Origin of the sequence: Streptomyces sp. NPDC058674, assembly GCF_042716505.1 — a bacterium.
Lineage (GTDB): Bacteria > Actinomycetota > Actinomycetes > Streptomycetales > Streptomycetaceae > Streptomyces.
Genome location: NZ_JBHXSC010000030.1, coordinates 20689 through 38490 on the forward strand (window position 1 = coordinate 20689; position 17802 = coordinate 38490).

A 17802-nucleotide genomic window follows, 5' to 3' on the forward strand; every position below is an offset into this window, starting at 1 on the left:
CAGCGCTTTACAAGAGAGTGAGCAAGACGACAGCCATGGCTGAGGCTCAGAACATTCCGGCGGGTTCGACCACTGCCGGCGCGATCGCGGTGGCCGCCGAGTCCACCGTCGCCACCCGGATGAGCGCGCCCCCGTCCTTCGACGTGGCCGACTTCCCGGTTCCGAACGGCCGCGAGGAGGAGTGGCGGTTCACCCCGCTCGCCCGCCTCAAGGGCCTGCACGACGGCACCGCGGTCGCCAACGGCACCATGAAGGCCCAGATCGACGCCCCCGAGGGCGTGACGGTCGAGTCGGTGGAGCGCGGCGACGCGCGCCTCGGCAAGGCCGGCACCCCGGTGGACCGGGTCGCCGCCCAGGCGTTCTCGTCCTTCACCAAGGCCACGGTCGTCACCGTGCCCAAGGAGGCGGTCCTGACCGAGCCCGTGCGCGTCGCGCTGCACGGCGAGGGCGGCACGACCTTCGGCCACACGGTCTTCGACGTCAAGGCCTTCGCCGAGGCCGTCGTCGTCCTCGACCACACCGGTGACGGCGTGCGCGCCGCCAACGTCGACTTCCTCGTCGGTGACGGCGCGAAGCTGACCGTCGTGTCCGTGCAGGACTGGGACGACACCGCCGTCCACGTCTCCCAGCACAACGCGCTGGTCGGCCGCGACGCGACCTTCAAGTCGATCGTGGTCACCTTCGGCGGCGACCTCGTACGCCTGCACCCCCGCGTGACCTACGCGGGCCCCGGCGGCGAGGCCGAGCTCTTCGGCCTGTACTTCACCGACGCCGGCCAGCACCAGGAACACCGCCTCCTGGTCGACCACAGTGCCCCGCACTGCAAGTCGCACGTGGTCTACAAGGGCGCGCTCCAGGGCCAGGACGCCCACGCGGTCTGGATCGGTGACGTGCTCATCGAGAAGACCGCCGAGGGCACCGACACCTACGAGATGAACCGCAACCTCGTCCTGACGGACGGCGCGCGGGTCGACTCGGTGCCGAACCTGGAGATCGAGACCGGCGAGATCGTCGGCGCCGGCCACGCCTCCGCGACCGGCCGCTTCGACGACGAGCAGCTCTTCTACCTCCAGGCCCGCGGCATCCCGGCCGACGTGGCCCGCCGTCTGGTCGTGCGCGGCTTCTTCGCCGAGCTGGTCCAGCAGATCGGTGTCGCCGACATCGAGGAGCGCCTGCTCTCCAAGATCGAGACCGAGCTCCAGGGTTCCGTCTGATGCCTTACGTCAAGGCCTGCGCGCTGAGCGAGCTGGAGGAGAACACCCCCAAGCGGGTGGAACTCGACGGCACGCCGGTGTCCATCGTCTCCACCGACGGGGAGGTGTTCGCGATCAACGACATCTGCTCGCACGCGAACGTCTCCCTCTCGGAGGGCGAGGTCGAGGACTGCATGATCGAGTGCTGGCTGCACGGATCGGCCTTCGACCTGCGCACCGGCAAGCCGTCCGGCCTCCCCGCCACGCGCCCCGTACCCGTATACCCCGTAAAGATCGAAGGGGACGACGTGCTCGTCTCCCTCACCCAGGAGTCCTGAGGTATCCATGGCAACGCTTGAAATCCACGACCTGCACGTCTCCGTCGAGGCCGAGAACGGCGCCCGCGAGATCCTCAGGGGCGTCGACCTCACCGTCAAGCAGGGTGAGACGCACGCCATCATGGGTCCGAACGGCTCCGGCAAGTCCACCCTGGCCTACTCCCTCGCCGGTCACCCGAAGTACACCATCACCGGTGGCACCGTGACCCTCGACGGCGAAGACGTCCTGGAGATGTCCGTCGACGAGCGCGCCCGCGCCGGCCTGTTCCTCGCCATGCAGTACCCGGTCGAGGTCCCCGGCGTCTCGGTCTCCAACTTCCTGCGCACCTCGGCCACCGCCATCCGCGGCGAGGCGCCGAAGCTGCGCACCTGGGTGAAGGAGGTCAAGTCCGCGATGGAGCAGCTCCAGATGGACACCGCCTTCGCCGAGCGCAACGTCAACGAGGGCTTCTCCGGCGGCGAGAAGAAGCGCCACGAGATCCTCCAGCTGGAGCTCCTCAAGCCGAAGATCGCGATCCTCGACGAGACCGACTCCGGCCTGGACGTCGACGCCCTGCGCGTCGTCTCCGAGGGCGTCAACCGCGTCCGCGAGGGCGGCGAGGTCGGCACCCTGCTGATCACCCACTACACGCGCATCCTGCGCTACATCAAGCCCGACTTCGTGCACGTGTTCGCGAACGGCCGCATCGCCGAGTCCGGCGGCGCCGAGCTCGCCGACCAGCTGGAGGCCGAGGGTTACGACAAGTACGTGAAGGGTGGCGCGACCGCGTGACACAGCTGCCTGGCCTCCTCGACACCGAGGCGATCCGCAAGGACTTCCCCCTGCTGGATCGTGTGGTCCACGACGGGAAGAAGATCGTTTATCTGGACAACGCGGCGACTTCGCAGAAGCCGCGCCAGGTGCTCGACGCGCTGAACGAGTACTACGAGCAGCACAACGCCAACGTCCACCGCGGCGTGCACGTGCTCGCCGAGGAGGCCACGGCGCTGTACGAGGGCGCTCGTGACAAGGTCGCCGCCTTCATCAACGCACCGAGCCGCAACGAGGTGATCTTCACCAAGAACGCCTCCGAGTCGCTCAACCTGGTCGCGAACATGCTCGGCTGGGCGGACGAGCCCTACCGGGTCGACCGCGAGACCGAGATCGCCATCACGGAGATGGAGCACCACTCCAACATCGTGCCGTGGCAGCTGCTCGCGCAGCGCACCGGAGCGAAGCTGAAGTGGTTCGGTCTCACCGACGACGGCCGGCTCGACCTGTCCAACATCGAAGAGGTCATCACGGAGAAGACGAAGATCGTCTCCTTCACGCTGGTCTCCAACATCATGGGCACCGTCAACCCGGTCGAGGCGATCGTCCGGCGCGCCCAGGACGTCGGCGCGCTGGTGCTGATCGATGCCTCCCAGGCTGCTCCGCACATGCCGCTGGACGTGCAGGCGCTCGGCGCGGACTTCGTGGCCTTCACCGGCCACAAGATGTGCGGCCCGACCGGCATCGGCGTCCTCTGGGGCCGCCAGGAGCTCCTGGAGGACCTGCCGCCGTTCCTCGGCGGCGGCGAGATGATCGAGACCGTGTCGATGCACGCCTCGACCTACGCCCCGGCACCCCACAAGTTCGAGGCGGGCACGCCCCCGATCGCCCAGGCCGTCGGTCTCGGTGCGGCCGTGGACTACCTGACCGCGATCGGCATGGACAAGATCGCCGCGCACGAGCACGCGATCACCGAGTACGCGGTCAAGCGCCTCCTGGAGGTCCCCGGCCTGCGGATCATCGGCCCCACCACGGCCGAGGACCGCGGCGCCGCGATCTCCTTCACGCTCGGTGACATCCACCCGCACGACGTCGGCCAGGTACTGGACGAGCAGGGCATCGCGGTCCGCGTGGGACACCACTGCGCGCGCCCGGTCTGCTTGCGGTACGGAATTCCCGCGACGACGCGAGCGTCTTTCTACCTGTACTCCTCTCCGGCCGAGGTCGACGCACTGATCGACGGGCTGGAGCACGTACGGAACTTCTTCGGATGACGAAGGACACGACGAAGGCGTTGGGGCCGCAGTGAAGCTGGATTCGATGTACCAGGAACTGATCCTGGACCACTACAAGCACCCCCACGGGCGTGGCCTGCGCGACGGCGACGCCGAGGTGCACCACGTCAACCCCACCTGCGGTGACGAGATCACACTGCGCGTGAAGTACGACGGCGAGACGCTCACCGATGTCTCGTACGAGGGCCAGGGCTGCTCCATCAGCCAGGCCAGCGCGTCCGTACTGAACGAGCTGCTCGTCGGCAAGGAGCTGGCCGAGGCGCAGAAGATCCAGGGCGCGTTCCTGGAGCTGATGCAGTCCAAGGGCAAGCTGGAGCCGACCGAGGAGATGGAGGAGGTGCTGGAGGACGCGGTCGCGTTCGCCGGCGTCTCCAAGTATCCCGCGCGCGTGAAGTGTGCTCTGCTGAGCTGGATGGCGTGGAAGGACGCGACCGCCCAGGCACTGGGCGACGCGGAGAGGAAGACGGCATGACCGACAACGCGACGCCCGAGGCGTCGATCAAGCCGGCCACCGAGGAGGAGGTCCGCGAGGCCCTCTACGACGTGGTCGACCCCGAGCTGGGCATCGACGTGGTCAACCTGGGCCTGATCTACGGCATCCACGTCGACGACGCGAACATCGCCACCCTGGACATGACGCTGACCTCGGCGGCCTGCCCGCTGACGGACGTCATCGAGGACCAGGCGAAGTCCGCGACGGACGGCATCGTCAACGAGTTGCGCATCAACTGGGTCTGGATGCCCCCGTGGGGCCCGGACAAGATCACGGACGACGGTCGTGAGCAGCTCCGCGCGCTCGGCTTCAACGTCTGATCGACGCCCGCAGGTGAGGGCCCCCGGCACGGTCGTGCCGGGGGCCCTCCCTGTTCTCCGGGCGGCCCGGCGGCGGCCCGCTCGGGACCGGACGGGCTGGGACCGGCCCGCTCGGGACCGGACGGGCCGGCTTCTGGTCGGCCGTCACGCCGTGGCGCAGCACTGGAGAGGACCCCTGTGACCGTTCGCCCCTCACCGGCCCGTCGCACGGGCGCCGCGGCCCTGCTGGTCGCGGCCCTGCTCGTCGCGGCGCTGGGCGCTCCCGCGCACGCCGCCGGGTACGCCGATCCGACGATCGCGCTGTCCGCCTCGCACCTCAGCGGCGCGGTGGGCGCGTACGGCGACCCCTCCGTGACGGTGGACGTCGAGCAGGCCGGAATCCCGGCGGGCCTGCTGCGGCTGCGGGTGCTCACCTCCAGCAATCCCGCCGTGGCGGGCGTGGGCGACGTACGCCAGGAGCGGACCCGTACCGGCGACCGGAGCCTGACCGTCCGGGCCCGGGGCAGGGGCTGCACCGACCTCACGCTGGAGGTGACCGGCCGCGGCGGAAAGAGCGCGCGGGCCACCCTCTCCTACGCCGCCTCGGCACGCGTGGCGGGCGCGCCGGCCACCCGCTACCTCACCGGCTCGTCGGACGCCTCCGCCGCCGTCGACGCGGGCGGCGGCCACGTGCTGGTCGCCGACGACGAGACGAACGAGCTGCGGCTCTACGACCGCTCCCGCTCCGGGGCGCCGGTCAAGAGCTGGGACCTCGGTCCGGCCCTGGGCCGGACGAAGGAGGCCGACATCGAGGCCGCCGCCCGGGTGGGAGACACCGTCTACTGGACGGGCTCGCTCGGCAACAACAAGGACGGCACGTACGAGGCGGAGCGGAACACCGTCTTCTCCACGCGGATCACCGGCTCGGGCGCGGCCACCGAGATCGCCTTCGGCGGCGCCTACAAGGGCCTGCGCGAGGACCTGATCGCCTGGGACGCGGCGCACGGCGACCGCTTCGGCTTCGCGGCCGGCACGGCGAACGGGCGGGTGCCGAAGGGGATCGACGGCTTCGATGTGGAGGGCCTGGAGTTCGCCCCCGGCTCCACGACCACCGCCTACCTCGGCTTCCGCGCCCCGCTGGCCCCCGCGGCGCCGGGCGGCAAGGCGCTGGTCGTACCCGTGGTCAACATGGACCGGGTGGTGGCGGCCGGGGACGGGCCCGTCTTCGGGGAGCCGATCGGGATGGACCTCGGCGGGCTGGCCGTCCGTGACCTCCGCAAGAACGCCGCCGACCAGTACCTGATCCTCGCGGGCTCCTTCGCCGCCGCCGACAACTCCGACCCGTACGCCCTGTACCAGTGGGACGGCGTCGCCGGCCACGCCCCGCAGAAGCGGGCGGACCTGCCCACCGCGGATTCCGGCGGCTGGGAGGCCGTGGTGGACGTGCCCGACCGGCGGGTGCGCGGCGCCCGCGTCCAGCTGATCACCGACAGCGGGGCCGCCGACCTGTACGGGGACGGCACCGAGGCCAAGGACCTGGCGCATCCGGAGTGGAAGAAGGCGCGGGCGGCCTGGTTCACCCTGGCGTGACGTGCGGGCCTGCGGGCCTGCGGCGCCGCGGGGTGGGTGGGGCCGGTCCGGGCGGAGCCGTGGCCGGGCGACTGGCATCGGGGCGCCGGGGCGTCGGGTCCGGCCTGCATGTGTACCGAGTCGGTCGCTACGGCGTACGCGATCCGGGCGGGCGTGGGCACGGCCGTCGCGGGCATCGGCATGCCGTTCCTCGGGGAGGCGGCCACCGCCGCGAAGATCGCCGGGATCGCGCTCGTGATCGGCGGGGTGGTCCTGCTGAACCTCGGCGGGGCGGCCCACGGATGGCGGCGGGCGTGCGCCGGGACGACCCCGGGCGGCGGCAGCGAGGTCCTGGGGCGGGTGCTGGGACACCCGTGAGGCGGCGCAGGCGCGGTCGCGGCCCCCAGCCCGTGCCCACCCGGCCCCCGCCGCCGACTCGTCCGTGCCTGCCGCCGGCTCGTCCGTGCCTGACGCCGACTCGTCCGCGCCTGCGCCGGGCGCGACACGCCTGCGCCGGACGCGACACACCCGGTGCCGGGCGCGACACGCACCGCGCCCGGCACATGAGACCGGTTCGCGACCGCGGCCCGTCGCCGGTTAGGTTTCGGGCATGACTGCTACGCGTACCACCGGCGCCGTCGCCGCCGGACTTGCCACCATCACTGCCGACGGCACCGTCCTCGACACCTGGTTCCCCGCCCCCCAGCTGGTCGCCGAGCCCGGCCCGGCCGGCACCGAGCGCCTGACGGCCGAGCAGGCCCTCGAACTGCTCGGCGCCGCCGCGCCGAAGGCGATCCGCTCGGACGCGGTCCGCGGCGTCGAGGTCGTAGCCGTCCGCACGGTCATCGCCTCGCTGGAGGACAAGCCGCTGGACGCGCACGACGCGTACCTGCGCCTGCACCTGCTCAGCCACCGCCTGGTCAAGCCGCACGGCCAGAACCTCGACGGCCTCTTCGGCCTGCTGGCCAACGTCGCCTGGACCTCGCTCGGCCCGGTCGCGGTCGACCAGGTCGAGACCGTCCGCCTCAACGCGCGCGCCGAGGGCCTGCACCTCCAGGTCACCTCGATCGACAAGTTCCCGCGGATGACGGACTACGTCGCCCCCAAGGGCGTGCGCATCGCCGACGCGGACCGCGTCCGCCTCGGCGCGCACCTCGCCGAGGGCACCACGGTCATGCACGAGGGCTTCGTGAACTTCAACGCCGGGACCCTGGGCACCTCCATGGTCGAGGGCCGCATCTCCGCGGGCGTCGTGGTCGGCGACGGCTCCGACATCGGCGGCGGCGCGTCCACCATGGGCACCCTGTCGGGCGGCGGCAAGCAGATCATCTCGATCGGTGAGCGCACCCTGATCGGCGCCGAGGCGGGCGTGGGCATCGCGCTGGGCGACGAGTGCGTCGTCGAGGCCGGCCTCTACGTGACCGCGGGCACCCGCGTCACCCTGCCGGACGGCGAGATCGTCAAGGCGCTGGAACTGTCCGGCGCCGACCACATCCTCTTCCGCCGCAACTCGGTCACCGGCGCCGTCGAGGCCCGCCCGTACAAGGCGGCCTGGGGCGGCCTGAACGAGGTCCTGCACAGCCACAACTGACACCCGGCCGCCCCGCCCGGCGGCAGCGAGCGCCCTTCCGCGGACCGGGAGGGCGCTCGTGTGCGTGCGGGGGGGGGCATCAGGCCCCCGGCGTCGGAGGAAGGGGCACGGGCCCCGGCGCCGGGACCGCTAGCGCGGTGCGATGCTGCGGATCAGGCCGGCGAAGGCCTCCCGCTCGGCCTCGGTCAGCTCGACCGACTCCAGCGGGTGGGCGGCGGCGCCGCGTTGGGCCGGGATCGCCGGAAGGCCGTCGAAGGCGCCTGGTTCCGGGTGGTGGAAGCGGCTGTCCCCCACCATGTGGCCGAGGCCGACGACCCAGACGAGCGCGGCCACGCACAGGACGGCGAGGCCGATCTCCTGGGCGATGGAGATGGAGGGGAACACGCGGTCCTCCGGGGAGTGCGGGCGGTACAAGCCGGTACAAGATCGGGCGTGCAGACACTCAACACCAGAACCGGTCGATTGGGTAGGGATGTGTCGAGCGTCACGCCAGGGCCGAAAGTCCTCATATCCGGCCGAAGTGTGGCAGGGGGCCCGGCCGCGGGGGTGTCCACCCGGTGGCGGCCGGGGGACCGGCCGGGCCCCTCTGCGCTTCGGGGGTGCTACGGGCGGAAGCGCAGCACCTGCGGGTCGTGGTCGCTGTTCTGGGCCGAGAACTCCGCGTTGATGTGCACGCTGTCGTACGTGAAGTTCTTGATCGCCGGGCTGGTCAGGATCTGGTCCAGGACCTGCGCGTTGCCCTGGTAGACGTAGGAGTACCGTTCCGCCTTCGGCAGCGACTTGATCGCCGGGTACAGCGCCCCGCCGTCGGCCAGCGCGTTCGTCGTCGCCGAGAACTCGAAGTCGTTGATGTCGCCGAGGACCAGGACGTGGGCGTTCTTGTCCACCGCGAGGACGTCCTTCACGAAGCCGTTCACGGACTGCGCCTGGAGCAGCCGCTTGGCCTCCGAGGAGCGCACCGGCGGCTGGTGGTGCGAGGTCAGTCCCTCGTCGCCGCCCTTGGAGCCGAAGTGGTTGGCGATCACGAAGACGGTCTTGCCGCGGAAGGTGAACTCGCCGGCCAGCGGCTTGCGGCTGTCCGCCCACGCCGGGTTCGCGGGGTCGATCCGGCCGGGGGAGTGCGTCAGGGCGGCCTTGCCCTTCTCCTTGACCACGCCGGTCGCCGTCACCGCGTCGCCCGGGGCGCGCTCGGTGAAGGAGACCCGCGCCGGGTTGAAGAGGAACACCTGGCGGATGTTGCCGCCGGGCTCGCCGCCGTCCTTCTTGTCCTCCGGGTCGATCGAGCGCCACTGGTACGCCGGGCCGCCAGCCGCCACGATCGCCTCGGTGAACTTCGTCAGCGTCTGGCCGGCCGACACCGTCCCGTCGTTCTTGGCGCCGTTGTCGTCCTGGATCTCCTCCAGGGCGAGGACGTCGGGGGAGGCCAGGTTCTCGACGACCGCCTTCGCCAGCGCGTCGAACTTCTCCTGCGGGTCGGTCGGGTCGAGGTTCTCGACGTTGTACGTGGCCACCGCGAGCTCGTTCGCGGCCTGCGCCTTGGTCTTCTCCGGGGCGAGGGTGCCCGCCTTCACGGTGCCGAGGGTGCGCGCCACCAGGGTGTAGCCGCCGAACTGGTTGAAGTCCAGCGGGCCTTCGGTGGTGCCGGTCAGCCTGTCGCCGACGTTGGCCACCGGGAAGGGCTGCTGCGCGAGGGGTGCGAGCTGCTGGATCTGGAGGCGGCCGGTGTTCTGGGACTCGTACGAGCCGTAGACCGTCCCGCCGCGCTTGGCGGCGTTCTCCCAGCCCTTGACCGTGACCCACAGCTCCGCGTACGGGTCGGTGGCACCGACCACGCGGGAGGTGCCGATGCGGACGTCCATCCCCTCCAGGGACTCGTAGTGGTCCAGGGCGTAGCGGGAGGGCTCCAGGGTCAGGCCGTTGATGCTGCCGCCGGCGGCGGGGTCGCCGGCCGGGGCGTACTCGGCGGGCACCGTGTACTCGTTGATCACGGTGGCCGCGGGCAGGGCGTTGCCCGAGGAGACCACGGTGACGACGGGCTTGGAGATCTGCGTCACGGACTGGTTGCCGGAGGCGACGCCGCCGGGGACGTACTCGCCGACCGTGCCGGAGACCTTGACCGCGTCGCCCACGGCGACGGTCGGGACCGTACTGGTGAAGACGAACACGCCTTCGCTGGTGGCGGCGTTGTCGTCGGCGTCCGGGTCCTGGATCCAGAAGCCGCGCGATCCGTAGGTGCGCACGCCCGTCACGATGCCCTCGACGTCCGCGACCGGCTTGCCGTTGAGCGGGGATATCCGGGTGGTGCCCTGGATGTCGTGGATGCGCGTGGGATCGGCGGAGGCGACGCCTTCCGCCGCGCCGGCGGAGCCCGCGAGCAGGCCGGTGGCCAGGGCGGAGGCGACGAGGGCCGCGACGGCGGCGGAACGGGGGTGCGAGGAGCGCATGGTCAGGGACTCCGGTGTGGGATGAGGGGAACGCATGAGGGTGGGACGGCAGTGAGATCTGCGGATGACCTGCGGCCATCGATATGTCTACGCGCGTCAATTTCCTGTGTGGCCGCCGAAGTTGTCAAGGCCTCCAGGGAATACGACGGTTGACTGTGGGATGAACCAAAGGCGATGGCCCGCCGGGCGCGCCCGATATGCGTCTACGCTGGTGCGCCGTACGACGGCCCGTCCCACCGCGTTCGCGAGGAGAACCACCCCATGTCCGCAGTGCCGCACCCCACTCTGCCGCCGGTCCGGCTGCACTCCGATGCGGAACTGGCCCGTGCCGCCCTGACGGCCCCGCTGTTCGCCCGCGCCGTACGACTGGCCCGCTGGGCCGGACCCGACACCCGCGTCGGCTTCGGCGGCGAACTCGTCGCCGAACAGCTGCCGCAGGCCGCCGCGCTGCTCGGCCTCGACACCGCCGACGCGGACTCCCCGGTGTACGCGAGCCAGGCCTGGCGGGTGGCGGTGGACACGGGCCTGGTCGACGTGAGCGAACCGGACGAGGACGCGGAGGAACACGGCTCCGCCACGCCCGGCGAGGACCTGGCGCTGGTGACCGGCGGCGCGCCCGGCGACGTACTGGACCTGTGGCTCGCCGCCCTGGACACCGTGCTCGCCGACGCGGCGGTCCCCGATCTGGACGACCTCGCCGACGCGCTCGACGCGGACGGCGAGCTCGACTTCGGCCGACTGGACTGGAACCCGGGCCGCGAGGCCGACGTCCTCGACGGGGTGCTCGCCCACCTCTACCTGCTGACCGTCGCCGAGGCGGCGGCGGACGGGCCGGTTCCGCTGCCCGTGCTCGCCGCGTCCATGGTGGCGCCGGACGACATGGGCGAGCCGACCAAAGCCGTGCTGGAACAGGTCTCGGACGCGATGATGCGCCTGGACGACCAGTTCCGCCAGCTCGAGCCGATCGGGCTGGTCGACTTCCGCCCGGTCGACGAGGAGCTGATGGCGGAGGCCGACGACGAGGAAGGAGCGGCCGGGCGGACCGACGAGGAGGAAGAGGACGTCTCTCGCTACGGAATGGTCCGGCTGACTCCGCTGGGCCTGTACGGCATCCGGGCCCGGATGCTGGAGGCCGGGGTCGAGGCCCCCGCCGTCGGCGACTTCGCGGGCAAGGGCGCCGACGCCCTGCTCGAAGCGGTCGCCGGCTACCCGGAGGGCGCCGCCCAGGCGGAGATGGAACAGTGGCTGGCCGGCCGCGAACCGGTCGGCGCCGTCGCGGAGCTGCTCGGCGCGGCCCGCGGCGACGACGAGGGAGCCCCGTTGCGCCGGCTGCGCTGCCAGCAGGCCCTCGCGCTCGCCGGGCCGCAGGCCGAGCCGGCGGTCCGCGCGGTGCTGGACGACGCGCAGCTCGGCGGGCTCGCCCGGGTGTGGCTGGCCGAGCGCGGGTCGGCCGACGTACCGGCGCCCGACGCGGCGATGGTCTTCTGGCTGACGGTGGACACCATCGCGGCGCAGCTCGCCGCGGACGGGGAGGCCGGGGAACTGCCGCTCCTGATGGAGACCCTGACCGCACACCACACCGGTTTCTTCGACCGGGTGTGGCGGATCGAGCACCCCGAGACCGCCCACGTGCTGGAGGCCATGGGCCGGCTGCACCCGGACCGGAAGGCGGCCAAGGAGGCCCGCAAGGCCGCGTTCAGGGCGCGGTCCCGGCAGTAGCCCCGGACCGGCCGGGCCGCCCGCCGGGGATCGACAACGAGCCGTTCCTGGGCCGGAGTACGCCATTGCGGCCGCCGGCGAGGGCCCGCAGCCTCTTCCTGGGTAGTTCAGCCGCCGTTCACGTGCGGGCGGGAGCGTGTGCGCCGACGACCGCACGACAGGCGCAGCACCTCCCCACCCCTGGAGACCCCGATGCCGCTCAGCCGCAGAGACTTCACCGCCCGCACAGTGATCGCCGGCGCGGGAGTCGCGCTCACCGGGACGGTGGGCGCCCTCGCCACGGCTCCCGGCGCCCTGGCCGCCGACGGGGGCGCGGGCCAGGGCGAGCACGGACGGCCCTGTGAGCCCGGTTACGGCCCGCTCGTCGCCGACCCGGCCGGACTGCTGGCCCTTCCCGCCGGGTTCACGTACCGCGTGCTCACCCACAGCGGCGTCACCCGGCTGGAGTCCGGTGAGACCACCCCGTCGAACCACGACGGGACGGCCGCCTTCGAGGGCCACCGCGGCGTCACCCTGCTGGTCAACAACCACGAGCTGAAGGGCAAGCGGGAGGGCTGGCCCCGGCCCGTGCCGCTCTCCGAGGGCCTCGTCTACGACCCGGCGGCGGCCGGCGGCTGCACGGTGGTCGAGGTCCGGCGCGGCGGCGAGGTCGCCGAATGGGTGGGCATCGCCGGCACGTCGACCAACTGCGCGGGCGGCGCCACCCCCTGGAACACCTGGCTGACCTGCGAGGAGAACTCCGACCTCGCCGGCAGGAACGGCATGACCAAGGACCACGGCTACGTCTTCGAGGTCGACCCGCACGACCGGCGCGCCAACCGCGACCCGCGGCCCGTCAAGGCCTTCGGCCGCTACGACCACGAGGCCGTGGTCATCGACCCGCGCCAGGGCCACGCCTACCTCACCGAGGACGCCTCCGGCCCCAACGGGCTGCTCTACCGCTGGACCCCGCCCCGCGGCTTCCGCCACGGCCGCGGCAGGCTCCGCACCCTCGCCCCGGACGCGGGCGTGCTCCAGGCCGCCAAGTGCATCGACAGCTCGGGCCGGTTCGTCGACGACCTCTCGCGCGCGACCAGGATCGGCACCGTCTACGGCGTCGACTGGGTGGACGTACCGGACCGCGACGCGCGGACCGTACCCGTGCGCAAGCAGTTCGCGGACGGCGTCGTGACGCGGGGCCGCAAGCTGGAGGGCATGTGGTGGGGCGACGGCGGCGCGTACTTCGTCTCCTCCTACGCCCGCGAGGAGAGCCCGGGCGCCGCGCACGACGGCCAGGTGTGGTTCTACGACCCCAAGCGGCGCACGATCCGGCTGACCGTGCTGATCGGGGTGAACGCGCAGCCCTCGGCGGACGGCGGCTACGACGGCCCCGACAACATCACGGTGTCGCCGTACGGCGGCCTCGTCATCGCGGAGGACGGCTCGGGCCTGCAGCACCTGTTCGGCGCGACCGAGACGGGCCGTACCTACCCGCTGGCACGCAACGAGCTGAACATCGGCACGGCCGAGGAGCCGGAGTACTCGGAGTTCACCGGTGTCTGCTTCTCCCCGGACGGCCGCACCCTGTACGTCAACATCCAGGACCCCGGCATCATGCTGGCCGTCACCGGGCCGTGGCGGCGCACCCGCTGACGGAGCCTCCCCGGTGGTCCCGGCGGCTTACTGGGCGGCGGAAACCTCCGCGTGGGAGGCCGTGGCCCACTCGGCGAGGAGGAACTCGTACGCCTCGGCAGGCCAGTCGCCGTCCACCCGGGTTTCGACGAGGTGCCGGATCGCCTCGTTCGCCTCTGAGGCGGACGGGCGAGCGGGACCCGCGGGTGTGAGTGACTTCTGCATGCTCCAAGGCTACGGGCGGGCACTGACAGCCACCTCCGGATTACGCGTGGCATCCATCACCCGCGACGGAGCCCGGTGGCCGCATGTGCCCGCCCACCTGCTCAGAGGGCCTGCGCGGCGGGCTTGACCATGCCGCGCACTGTGCGCGACTTCACAAACTCGCCGATGGCCGTCATCTCCCACTCCCCGGAGAACTGCTTGATGAGCTTGGCCATCATCACTCCGGTCTGCGGCTCGGCGCCGGTGAGGTCGAAGCGCACCAGCTCCTCACCGCTCGCCGCGTCGATCAGGCGGCAGTAGGCCTTGGCCACCTCGCTGAACTTCTGGCCGGAGAAGGAGTTCACCGTGAAGACCAGGCCGGTGGCCTCGGCGGGCAGCCGGCCGAGGTCCACGACGATCACCTCGTCGTCGCCCGCGCCCTCACCGGTGAGGTTGTCGCCGGAGTGCTTGACCGAGCCGCCCAGGATCGACAGCTTCCCGAAGTAGCAGCTGTCGATGTGGTTGCGCTGCGGGCCGTACGCGATGACGGAGGCGTCGAGGTCGATGTCCTTGCCGCGGAACGCGGGCTCCCAGCCAAGACCCATCTTGACCTGGGAGAGGAGCGGACGGCCGCCCTTGACCAGGGAGACGGTCTGGTTCTTCTGGAGGCTGACCCGGCCCTTGTCGAGGTTGATCTTCCCGGCTCCCGGAGCCGCGGCTCCCGGAGCGGCCGCGGGCGCAGCGGCGACCGGCGCGGGCGGGGTGGGCGTCGTCGCACCGCCGAGCCAGGGGGAGACGGGGTGGGCGACGGGCGGGGCGGGCGGCGCGGCGGGAGCCGAGGGGGCTGCCGGCGCTGCCGGGGCGACGGGAGCGGCCGCGGCGGGGGCCGGCTCCTCCTCCACGGAGACCCCGAAGTCGGTGGCGATGCCGGCGAGGCCGTTCGCGTACCCCTGGCCGACCGCGCGGACCTTCCACGCGCCGCCGCGCCGGTAGACCTCCACGACGACGAGCGCGGTCTCGGTGGCCAGCTGCGGCGGGGTGAAGGTGGCGATCACCGAGCCGCCGTCCGCGTCGCGCACGGTGGCGGTGGGCTCGATGCCCTGGAAGGACTGGCCCGCGGCGTCCGGGCTGGCCGTGACCACGATCCGCTCGATGCCCGGCGGCAGCGCGCTGGTGTCCACGGTGATCGAGTCCGGCGCCGAACCGCCGCCCGACCGGTAGACGACACCCGGCCCGGAGGGCTGGTTGAAGAAGATGAAGTCGGCGTCGGAGCGCACCTTGCCGTCCGCCGTGAGGAGCAGGGCCGACACGTCGAGGCGTACCGGCGCGGCCACGTCCACCGTCACGCGGACGGCGGCGAGCGGCAGGTTGGAACCAGGGGTCATAGCGGTCATGCCGGGAGAACGACCGGAGGTGCTGTGCCGTTCCCTTGCCCCCGCGAGATATTTCAGCGCCGGTTGCGGGGGTGGTTCCTCGCCGTGCGCTCGTTGCCGATCTTGTACGCCCCGGTCCAGCGGGCCATCACGAGCTGTGCGTCGCCGGACTCCACCTCCGCCAGGAACGTGTCGGCCCGGCTCCCGCGCAGGGTGGCCGCGGCCCGTCCCCGGTGGGTGATGGCGACGCAGTGCTCGCCCAGTCGCTCGTACGTGAACCCGTGTGGTCTCGGCATGGGCGGCAGCCTGCCGGGCCGGGCGCGGGGCGGCAAGGTGTTTTCCGGGCCGCCCGCGCCGGGCGGGGACGTCCGGCGTGGTCAGGGGCGCGGTGGGGTCCGCGCCGGGGTCCCCAAGCGCCCCGGGGCGGCCGTCAGCCGCCCGTGACCCGGCGCGGCACGCCCAGCGGGTTGGCCTCCCGCAGCTCCGGCGGAAGGAGGGCGTCCGGCACCGACTGGTAGGCCACCGGCCGGAGCCACCGCTCGATCGCGGTCCCGCCGACCGAGGTGGAGTGGGAGGTCGCCGCCGGGTACGGGCCGCCGTGGTGCTGGGCCGGCGCCACGGCGACCCCGGTCGGCCAGCCGTTCACCACGATGCGGCCGGCCAGCTCAGAGACCTGCCCGATCAGCTCCGAGGCCGGCCCGGGCGCCCCCTCGGCCTCGGCCGCCGACAGCTGGAGGGTGGCGGTCAGGTTGCCGGGGAGGCGGCCGAGCAGCGCGGCGGCCTCGTCCTGGGAGGCGTACCGGGCGAGCACGGTCACCGGTCCGAAGCACTCCTCCAGGAGGACCTCGTACGCCCCGCCCCCGACGAGGCTGGCGGCCGGCACCGTCAGGTAGCCCGCGCCGACGGTGTGCTCCCCGCCCGAGCCCGGGGTGACGGGGGCGCCGACGCCGGGCAGTGCGGCCCGCTCCCGTACGCCCGCGATGAAGTTCTCCCGCATCCGGTGGTCCAGCAGCACACCCGGCTCGGTCTCGCCGAGCGCCTTGGTGAGCGCGTCGGCGAGGCGGTCGCCGTCCGCCCCCTCGGGGACCAGGACCAGGCCGGGCTTGACGCAGAACTGCCCGACGCCCAGGGTGACCGAGCCCGCGAGCCCGGCGCCGATCTCCTCGGCGCGCTCGGCGGCGGCGGCCGGGGTGACCACGACCGGGTTGAGGGAGCCGAGCTCGCCGTGGAAGGGGATGGGCACGGGCCGGGCGGCGGCCGCGTCGAACAGGGCCCGTCCGCCCCGGACGGAGCCGGTGAACCCGGCGGCGGAGACCAGCGGGTGCCGGACCAGCTCCAGACCCGCGTCGAACCCGTGGAGCACCGACACCACATCGGCGGGGAGCCCGGCGGAGACGGCCGCCCGGCGCAGCAGGGAGGCGCACAGCTCGGAGGTGGCCGGATGGTCCGGGTGCGCCTTGACCACCACCGGGCAGCCGGCGGCCAGCGCGCTCGCGGTGTCCCCGCCGGGGACGGAGAAGGCGAGCGGGAAGTTCGAGGCGGCGTAGACCGCGACCACGCCGAGCGGCACCTTGTAGCGGCGTAGTTCGGGCCGGGGCGGGCTGAGGGCGGGGTCGGCGCGGTCGATGCGGACGTCGAGGTGGGACCCCTCGTCCACGGCGTCGGCGAAGGCGCGCAGCTGGCCGGTGGTGCGGGCCAGTTCGCCGGTGAGCCGGCCCGGGCCGAGCGCGGTCTCCGCGTCGGCGGCCTCGATGACGTGGGCGGCCGACTCGTCGAGGAGGGCGGCCGCGGCGCGCAGGAAGGCGGCGCGGGCGGGGCCGTCGGCGAGTGCGCCGCGGACCGCGTGCGCGGCGCGCACCGCCCCGTCCACCTCCTGGGGTGTGGCTTCCACCGCAACCTGCTCGCGCTGCTTCCCGGTGCGGGGGTCCACACTCCAGACTGGTGTCGTTGTCATGGCCCACTGCCTCCTGGATCGTTCAGTACTCTGAACGCCGTTCCGGTGGATGAATGATCACATCTGCTGTGGACTCTATTTCCGCGTCCTCCGCGTGACAAGGGGCGCCCAGAGGGGGAGCAGGCGTATGACGACGACCGAGTCGGGGAGCGCGGTACAGGCGGCGCCGGTCAAATCGGCGGTGCGGACGGTGCTGCTGCTGGAGCACTTCGCGGCGCGGCCGGGGCTGCACAGCCTGGCCGACATCCAGCACGACCTCTCCCTGCCCAAGTCCAGCCTGTACATGCTGCTGCGCACGCTGGTGAACCTGGGGTGGGTGGAGACGGACGCCACGGGCACCCGGTACGGCATCGGCGTACGGGCCCTGCTCGTCGGCAGCTCGTACATCGACGGGGACGAGGTGGTCGCCGCGGCCCGGCCCACCCTGGACCGGCTCTCCGACGACACGACCGAGACCATCCACCTGGCCAGGATGGACGGGACGAGCGTGGTGTACCTGGCCACCCGGCAGTCCCGGCACTACCTGCGCCCCTTCACCCGGGTCGGCCGGCGGCTGCCGGTGCACTCGACGGCGTTGGGCAAGGCGCTGCTGGCCACGCACACGGACGAGGAGGTGCGCCGGCTGCTGCCGCGGCGCCTGGAGGCGGTCACCGAGCACACCATCACCGACCGGGAGCGGCTGGTGGAGGAGCTGGCGCTGGTCCGGGAGCAGGGGTACGCGGTGGACCGCGAGGAGAACACGCTCGGGCTGCGCTGTTTCGGGGTGGCCGTGCCGTACCGGACGCCGGCGCGGGACGCGGTGAGCTGCTCGGTGCCGGTCGCCCGGCTGACGGCGGGACACGAGCAGGTGATCAAGGCGGCGCTGTTCGAGGCGCGGGACCGGCTGTCGGTGGTGACGCGGCGGATGTGAGGCGGCGGATGTGGGGTGGGGGCTGGGGTTATGGCGGGGCGGGGTGCGGTGGGGCGGC

Annotated in this window: 17 protein-coding genes and 1 pseudogene; 12 read left to right on the forward strand and 6 right to left on the reverse strand. The window is 72.6% G+C overall.

Annotation, left to right across the window (positions count from 1 at the left end):
• Positions 1 to 35: 35 nt before the first annotated feature.
• The 9 genes and pseudogenes from sufD (at position 36) to dapD (ending at position 7529) form a co-directional block, all read left to right on the forward strand.
• Positions 36 to 1214 carry a Fe-S cluster assembly protein SufD gene (sufD, locus tag ACFWU6_RS17575; RefSeq protein WP_383803893.1) on the forward strand — a complete coding sequence of 393 codons (1179 nt, stop codon included), beginning with the start codon at positions 36 to 38 and terminating at the stop codon, positions 1212 to 1214.
• A complete protein-coding gene (locus ACFWU6_RS17580) occupies positions 1214 to 1531 on the forward strand; it encodes a bifunctional 3-phenylpropionate/cinnamic acid dioxygenase ferredoxin subunit (protein WP_383803895.1) in 318 nt (105 codons plus the stop codon). Before sufD ends, ACFWU6_RS17580 begins: the two co-directional genes overlap by 1 nt.
• A gap of 7 nt (positions 1532 to 1538) precedes the next feature.
• Complete coding sequence (gene sufC / locus ACFWU6_RS17585) at positions 1539 to 2303, forward strand: Fe-S cluster assembly ATPase SufC (protein WP_383803897.1); 765 nt, start codon at positions 1539 to 1541, stop codon at positions 2301 to 2303.
• Positions 2300 to 3556 (forward strand): cysteine desulfurase, encoded by a 1257-nt coding sequence (locus ACFWU6_RS17590; RefSeq protein ID WP_351280116.1) that lies wholly within the window; start codon positions 2300 to 2302, stop codon positions 3554 to 3556. Before sufC ends, ACFWU6_RS17590 begins: the two co-directional genes overlap by 4 nt.
• Before the next feature lie 31 nt (positions 3557 to 3587).
• Positions 3588 to 4049 carry a Fe-S cluster assembly sulfur transfer protein SufU gene (gene sufU / locus ACFWU6_RS17595; RefSeq protein ID WP_383803900.1) on the forward strand — a complete coding sequence of 154 codons (462 nt, stop codon included), beginning with the start codon at positions 3588 to 3590 and terminating at the stop codon, positions 4047 to 4049.
• Positions 4046 to 4390 carry a metal-sulfur cluster assembly factor gene (locus ACFWU6_RS17600; protein ID WP_008741046.1) on the forward strand — a complete coding sequence of 115 codons (345 nt, stop codon included), beginning with the start codon at positions 4046 to 4048 and terminating at the stop codon, positions 4388 to 4390. The genes sufU and ACFWU6_RS17600 overlap by 4 nt, the downstream gene beginning before the upstream one ends.
• Before the next feature lie 177 nt (positions 4391 to 4567).
• Positions 4568 to 5959: a DUF3616 domain-containing protein gene (locus ACFWU6_RS17605; protein WP_383981797.1), complete on the forward strand. Its 1392-nt coding sequence runs from the start codon at positions 4568 to 4570 to the stop codon at positions 5957 to 5959.
• Between the two features lie 114 nt (positions 5960 to 6073).
• Positions 6074 to 6232: pseudogene (locus tag ACFWU6_RS17610) on the forward strand (QacE family quaternary ammonium compound efflux SMR transporter); the annotation flags it as partial.
• Between the two features lie 316 nt (positions 6233 to 6548).
• The gene (dapD, locus tag ACFWU6_RS17615) at positions 6549 to 7529 is read left to right on the forward strand and encodes a 2,3,4,5-tetrahydropyridine-2,6-dicarboxylate N-succinyltransferase (RefSeq protein WP_383803904.1); all 981 of its coding nucleotides are present in this window, start codon (positions 6549 to 6551) and stop codon (positions 7527 to 7529) included.
• A gap of 129 nt (positions 7530 to 7658) precedes the next feature.
• Here dapD and ACFWU6_RS17620 read toward each other — a convergent pair whose 3' ends face one another.
• Positions 7659 to 7913, reverse strand: a complete 255-nt coding sequence (locus ACFWU6_RS17620) for a hypothetical protein (protein WP_383803906.1) — start codon at positions 7911 to 7913, stop codon at positions 7659 to 7661.
• A 218-nt stretch (positions 7914 to 8131) separates the two neighbouring features.
• Entirely contained in the window at positions 8132 to 9973 is a 1842-nt protein-coding gene (locus ACFWU6_RS17625; protein WP_383803908.1) for an endonuclease/exonuclease/phosphatase family protein, read from the reverse strand.
• Between the two features lie 261 nt (positions 9974 to 10234).
• Between ACFWU6_RS17625 and ACFWU6_RS17630 the strand changes: the two genes are divergently transcribed.
• Positions 10235 to 11692 carry a hypothetical protein gene (locus ACFWU6_RS17630; RefSeq protein WP_383981799.1) on the forward strand — a complete coding sequence of 486 codons (1458 nt, stop codon included), beginning with the start codon at positions 10235 to 10237 and terminating at the stop codon, positions 11690 to 11692.
• A gap of 192 nt (positions 11693 to 11884) precedes the next feature.
• Complete coding sequence (locus ACFWU6_RS17635; protein ID WP_383981801.1) at positions 11885 to 13324, forward strand: alkaline phosphatase PhoX; 1440 nt, start codon at positions 11885 to 11887, stop codon at positions 13322 to 13324.
• Between the two features lie 27 nt (positions 13325 to 13351).
• Here the strand turns inward: ACFWU6_RS17635 and ACFWU6_RS17640 are convergent, their stop codons facing one another.
• The 4 genes from ACFWU6_RS17640 to ACFWU6_RS17655 all read right to left on the reverse strand — a co-directional run bounded on the left by ACFWU6_RS17640 (position 13352) and on the right by ACFWU6_RS17655 (position 16834).
• Entirely contained in the window at positions 13352 to 13528 is a 177-nt protein-coding gene (locus ACFWU6_RS17640) for a hypothetical protein (protein ID WP_383803914.1), read from the reverse strand.
• Between the two features lie 101 nt (positions 13529 to 13629).
• Complete coding sequence (locus tag ACFWU6_RS17645; protein WP_383981803.1) at positions 13630 to 14901, reverse strand: TerD family protein; 1272 nt, start codon at positions 14899 to 14901, stop codon at positions 13630 to 13632.
• 53 nt (positions 14902 to 14954) lie between these two features.
• The gene (locus tag ACFWU6_RS17650) at positions 14955 to 15176 is read right to left on the reverse strand and encodes a hypothetical protein (protein ID WP_383803918.1); all 222 of its coding nucleotides are present in this window, start codon (positions 15174 to 15176) and stop codon (positions 14955 to 14957) included.
• Between the two features lie 134 nt (positions 15177 to 15310).
• Complete coding sequence (locus ACFWU6_RS17655) at positions 15311 to 16834, reverse strand: aldehyde dehydrogenase (NADP(+)) (protein WP_383981805.1); 1524 nt, start codon at positions 16832 to 16834, stop codon at positions 15311 to 15313.
• A 127-nt stretch (positions 16835 to 16961) separates the two neighbouring features.
• On the opposite strand from ACFWU6_RS17655, the gene ACFWU6_RS17660 reads away from it, so the two are divergent.
• Entirely contained in the window at positions 16962 to 17744 is a 783-nt protein-coding gene (locus ACFWU6_RS17660; protein ID WP_383803922.1) for an IclR family transcriptional regulator, read from the forward strand.
• Positions 17745 to 17802: the final 58 nt, after the last annotated feature.